Here is a 5,211-nt window from a genome sequence, read left to right on the forward strand (position 1 = left end):
CGACCATCATTGGCGGCGATTTCAATGTCATCCCGGAAGATATCGACTGCCACAAAGCCGAGTCGTGGAGCCGCGATGCGCTCTTCCAGCCCGAGCCGCGCGCCCGTTATCGCACCATGATCGAGCGCGGTTACGTCGACGCGTTCCGCTCCCTGCATCCAGAGCTGATCGGCGCCTTCACCTATTGGGATTATTTCCGGCAGGCATTCGAGAAGAATCGTGGCATTCGCATCGATCACTTCCTGCTCTCGCCCGACTTGGCGCCTCGCCTGGTGCGTTGCGAGATCGACACGGGGCCGCGCGCGGAGCCCAAGCCGTCGGACCATACGCCGGTGTTCATCGAGCTTCGCTGACGAAGGGTCAGCCACGGTTGCAATCAGGCGTCACTTCGACGCACACTGCCGGAATCGCGCGCGGCGCAACCCTCCGCGTTCGAAGGAGGCTCCTGTGCTCGGCTCTCGCCTGATTCGTCTTGGCTCTGCGTCTGTCGCATGCCTCACGCTCTTACTCCCGACGGCGTTCGCGCAGTCTGCGTCAGCGAACGTGCAAGTGCCGGCCGACCCGCACACTGCATCGCTGCTCGACGTCACGCGCGCGGTCACCAGCATCCTGGCGCAGGTGAAGACAGATCTCGCGTCGCACCAGGGGCCGCAGCTCGTCTCCGCCGAATTCGACTTCCAGACCGTAACAACAACGACAGCCACCGGAGGCCTGAGCATTCTCGGCGTCCTGACCGCAGGCGCGGCCCACGCGCGCGACACCACCAGCGAGACCGACTTCGTCTACACCGTGCCCGAACCGGGCGTCGCTGCACCCGCCGTTTCGTTGGGCGGCTGGCTCGCGCGTGTGCGTGACTTCTTCCGCGGCAACAATGCGGAGCAGATGCAGGCAAAGGCAAACGTCGTGCTGCCTGCCGCCATTCGCCAAGCCGCGGTCGCGATGCAGAATGCGCCCGTGCTCGAGAACCCGACCGGCAGCGATCTCTCGAACCGCTCCTTCGTCGTGACGCTCGCTTATACGGTGAGGGACGATTTCAACGCGGGCGTCGACGTGTCTTCCCTGGTCGTCGTGACGCCGAGGGCTGCGCTCGATCACGCCAAGCAGAACGTACAGACGCTCCGACTGACCTTCCGCTATCCGGCGGCAAAGAATGCTGCGACGCCGTAGGCGGCGCAACAGAGACTCAGCGGAGGACGGCGAGCAGCACTCCGAGAGGAATCAGGCTCACCTGTGCCGTGGCCAGCGCGTAGCGCAACGCGGGGTGCCGTCCCAGGTGATGACGTTGTCCAAGCGCCGGGTCCTCCACCGTCCTCTGCAGCAGCCACGCAGCGACGACTGTCAGCGCCAGTGTCAGGACCAGCACCGTTGGCCAGCGCGACGCAGCTGGCAACGGCGCATGCAGTAGCAGCCGGATCGCCAGCGGCAGGCAGAACAGGTGCAGCAGGTACATGCCATAGCTCAGCCTGCCCATCCAGCGGAAGGGCTGAAGCAAACGTGGCAAGCTGCCCTCATACACGGCCAGGGACCACACCGCCGCCGTGCATACGATTGCGCTGACCGGCCCAAAGATGTGAAACCAATTGGTCCACGCGTTCACAATCAGCAGCACGATCGCGGCAAGTGCGAGCCACGGGCCGGTCGAGCGTAACCGGGGTTTGGCTAACGCCAGCAGTACACCAGCGAACAAGTTCAGCGGAAAGAGGTACCACGTGCCGGTGCCATTCGGGAGCAATGAGAACCGAGGCACCAGGAGCAGCGCCAGAATTCCTGCGAGCGCCACCGCAACGCGCAGACGGGTCTTGAGCAGAAAGACTAGCGGCAACAGCAGGTAGAACAGCTCTTCCACACACAGCGACCAGACGATCAGCAGCGGCAGCCGGGCCGCATCCGGACTGAGTTGGAAGGTGAACGTCAGATAGTATCCGCAGTTGTGCCAGAAGAGCTCTCTCCCGCCCGGCTGATGCATCAGTGGAGTCAGTGTGGAGAACGCCAGCAGCGCGATCGTCACCGCGTAAGCCGGGTAGATGCGCAGGAAGCGCCGGGCATAGAACTGTGACAGCCCCGGGTTTTCCAGCAGAACCCGCCCGATTAGAAAGCCGGAGATGCTGAAAAAGAGCGCAACGCCCGCGTGCCCTAGCCCGACTCCTCCTTTGCCCGTATGCAGCAGTATGACCAGAAAGCAAGCCATAAACCGCAACACGTCCAGCCATGGAAGGTAGCCGGGCAGCATCTTTGTTATTTGAGCCGCATCGCTGCCTTGTCCGGACGCGAAGGCTGTCGCGGCAGGCAGCTCGGGAAGCTCGTCGACTACCGCTGTTGCCGTGTTCCCCAGCCGCGTCGAGGCCCAGCCGCCGGGATCGGCATCCACATCCGCGCTAGGAACAGGCATAGTTGTTGTCACGATAACATTGGCCGGAGCCACTTCGATGAGCGGACAGCTACACCGCAGCGTTGCCGTAATCGGGTTGGGAAACTGGGGTAACTCGCTGGCCGCTTCGCTTGACGCAGCAGGATTGCTGGCGGCCCGGCTGCATGCGTCCCCCACTGCACCACCATGGACTCCGGCACAGACCCGGCAGCTCGATGCACCGATCCTGTGGCTGGCAGTGCCCGACGGTGCTATCGCCGACACGGCAGCGCGGCTGGTGCTGGCGCGTCCGAACCTCCGCGGACAAATCGTCGTTCATTCGAGTGGTGCACTCGACCGCTCTGTTCTCGTCGCCGCAGCGCAGGCTGGAGCGCAAACCGGCTCCGTCCACCCGATGATGAGCTTTCCGACGCGCCGGCGGGTGCCGCTAGCCGGGGTGCGCTTTGCCATCGAGGCGGAGGCGACGGCAATGGAGCGCCGGCTCTCCCGCATGGTGCGGCGGTTGGGCGGCGTGCCGGCTCCACTCGTCAGCGCGTCCAAGGGCCTCTACCACGCGGGGGCAATGTTCGGATCGCCATTGCTGGTCGCGACCCTCTCGGCGGGCGTGCGCGCTCTCTGCGCGGCGGGTCGGACGGAGAGGGAAGCGCTTGATCTGATCCTGCCCATGGCGGCGGCTACGGTTGAGAATGTCCGCCGCCGCGGGCTGGCGGCCAGCTTCAGCGGGCCGATTGCGCGCGGCGATGCCGCCACACTCAAAGTGCATCGCCACGCGCTGCAGAAACATCCTCTTCTGGCGCACGTTTACGACGCGCTGGCCTGCGCAGCCGTCCAGCAACTGCCCTGCGCCGAGCTGCCCTGTGCGGACCGGTCTGCCATCAAAACTGCCCTCGGCACCGCGGCAGACCACCCCGAAATCGTTCTCGAGAGCAAAACCAGGCATCCTGGCACTCGCAGAAAACCTGTAGACAGGCGACCATAGAGTTCAGGAGATTTTGTGGAACCGGAGTGTTACCCCAGCTCTGCCCTGCCCCATAGCAGCCGGCTGTTTCTCGACTACAGCGAGAGCAACACGCCGCTCACTCCGTTCTACGCTCATGCTGCTGCCGGCAAGGACTGGATCCGTGCCGGTCGCCCGCTCGATTCCGCGCACCGCACCCGCCTGGCGAACCTCCTCCGTGATCAGAACCAGGGCTTCGGCGCCGGTCCAGGCGCGCTCGCCAACATCGACCGGCTGCGCGATGGTGCTTCCGCCGTTGTGACCGGCCAGCAGGTAGCCCTCTTCGGAGGTCCGCTTTACACCCTGCTCAAGGCCGCCACTGCCATCGCACGCGCTCGCGAAGCTACCGAGGCAGGCATCGATACCGTCCCGATCTTCTGGCTTGCCAGCGAGGATCACGACTTCGCCGAGGTCGCGAAGGTGCGGCTCGCCGCGCCGGATGGGACGCTGAGCACGGTCGAGCTCGCCCCTGCCCCCATGCACCCCGTGCCAGTCGGCGCAGTCGCGCTTGGACAGGGCATCACCTCGGCTCTCGCCCAGGCAGAAGCGCTGCTGGGCCCAGGCTTCGTCAGCTCGCTCCTGCATGAGCTCTACAGGCCGGAGGCGACCCTGGCGGGTGCGTTCGCGGGGTTATTTGCGCGCCTTTTCGCGCCCTGGGGTCTGGTTGTGATCGATCCGGCGAGCCGCGGCTTCCACGAGCTCGGCGCTCCCATCCTCGAAGCGGCACTTACCCGAGCCGATGAGCTGCACGCGACCCTATTGGAGCGTGAGCGAGAGTTGCTCGCCCGCGGCTACCACGCGCAAGTCCTGGTCGCCGAAAGTTCGAGCCTGCTCTTTCTGATCGACGCGTTGACCCGTGCGCGTCAGCCCTTACGCCGCACCGCCATCCCGAATGAGTGGAAGGCTGGTAGCCATCGTTATACGACCGATGAGCTGCTCGCAATCCTTAAAGCAGCGCCTGAGCGTTTCAGTCCGAACGCACTGCTCCGGCCTGTGTTCCAGGATGCCGTGCTTCCGACCTCCGCGTACGTGGGCGGCCCGGCGGAGATCGCCTACTTCGCTCAGTCAGCGGTGCTCTACAGCAAGCTGCTGGGCCGCGAAACAGCCATCCTGCCGCGCCTTTCAGCCACCCTGCTGACGCAGAAGGTGCAGGCCAGTATGGAGCGGTTTGCAGTCTCGTTCCCGGATGCGCTGACCGCCCCGGATGCGCTCGCCGAGCGGCTGGGCGCGCGCACCCTGCCGGTCGAAGGCAAGCGCCTGCTCGCGAATGCGGGCAATGCGCTGGACCAGGAACTGACCGGCCTGACTGGCTGGATGGGCTCGCTGGACGAAGGCCTGGGCCGCTCTGCCAATACGGCCGCCTCCAAGATGCGCTACCAGATGAACCGTCTGCGGCGCATGGCCGCGCGACATCAATTGGAGCGCGAGAGCAGCCTGAGCCGGCATGCCGCCGCGATCGTGAACACGATCTACCCCGGCGGCCACTTGCAGGAGCGCACCGTGGCAGGCGCCAGCCTGCTGGCCACCCACGGTGATGCGCTGCTCGAAACCTTTGTCCACGCCGCGGAGGATTCCTGTCCCGGCCACAAGGTGCTCACCGTCTAACCCGCCGCTACTACAATGAGGAGCCATGGCGAAGCACAGCAGCCCGTTCGAGGTGACCTGCCCGGATTGCGGCGCGATCCTCAAGATCGATCCCCAGACCCGTTCCATCCTGAGCCACACCCCAGCGCCGCGAAAGCGCACCTTTGAAGACTTCGAAGGGGCAGCGCGCGCACTGCGGGAGCAGGAGGAGCGCAAGGAAAGCCTGTTCCGGCAGTCTGTCGATGCGGAGCGGAACAAAAAA

The 5,211-nt window shown here is 65.1% G+C and carries 6 protein-coding genes; 5 read left to right on the top strand and 1 reads right to left on the bottom strand.

The window, feature by feature from the left end:
* Together AC5IJH_RS18175 and AC5IJH_RS18180 are read left to right on the top strand one after the other, a co-directional pair.
* Positions 1-353, top strand: a 353-nt coding sequence (locus AC5IJH_RS18175; RefSeq protein ID WP_491904239.1) for an exodeoxyribonuclease III, incomplete at its 5' end; no start/stop codon positions are given.
* A gap of 94 nt (positions 354-447) precedes the next feature.
* A complete protein-coding gene (locus AC5IJH_RS18180; protein ID WP_491904240.1) occupies positions 448-1,167 on the top strand; it encodes a hypothetical protein in 720 nt (239 codons plus the stop codon).
* Positions 1,168-1,183: 16 nt separating this feature from the next.
* On the opposite strand, the gene AC5IJH_RS18185 is transcribed toward AC5IJH_RS18180, so the two are convergent.
* Positions 1,184-2,389 (bottom strand): acyltransferase family protein, encoded by a 1,206-nt coding sequence (locus tag AC5IJH_RS18185; protein WP_491904241.1) that lies wholly within the window; start codon positions 2,387-2,389, stop codon positions 1,184-1,186.
* A 37-nt stretch (positions 2,390-2,426) separates the two neighbouring features.
* On the opposite strand from AC5IJH_RS18185, the gene AC5IJH_RS18190 reads away from it, so the two are divergent.
* The 3 genes from AC5IJH_RS18190 to AC5IJH_RS18200 all read left to right on the top strand — a co-directional run.
* Entirely contained in the window at positions 2,427-3,347 is a 921-nt protein-coding gene (locus AC5IJH_RS18190; protein WP_491904242.1) for a DUF2520 domain-containing protein, read from the top strand.
* A 15-nt stretch (positions 3,348-3,362) separates the two neighbouring features.
* A complete protein-coding gene (bshC, locus tag AC5IJH_RS18195) occupies positions 3,363-4,970 on the top strand; it encodes a bacillithiol biosynthesis cysteine-adding enzyme BshC (protein ID WP_491904243.1) in 1,608 nt (535 codons plus the stop codon).
* A 25-nt stretch (positions 4,971-4,995) separates the two neighbouring features.
* Positions 4,996-5,211, top strand: a 216-nt coding sequence (locus tag AC5IJH_RS18200) for a hypothetical protein (RefSeq protein WP_491904244.1), incomplete at its 3' end; no start/stop codon positions are given.

Source organism: Candidatus Dedyshia acidiphila (assembly GCF_051025295.1).
In the GTDB taxonomy this organism is placed as follows: Bacteria; Acidobacteriota; Terriglobia; order Terriglobales; family Acidobacteriaceae; genus KBS-83.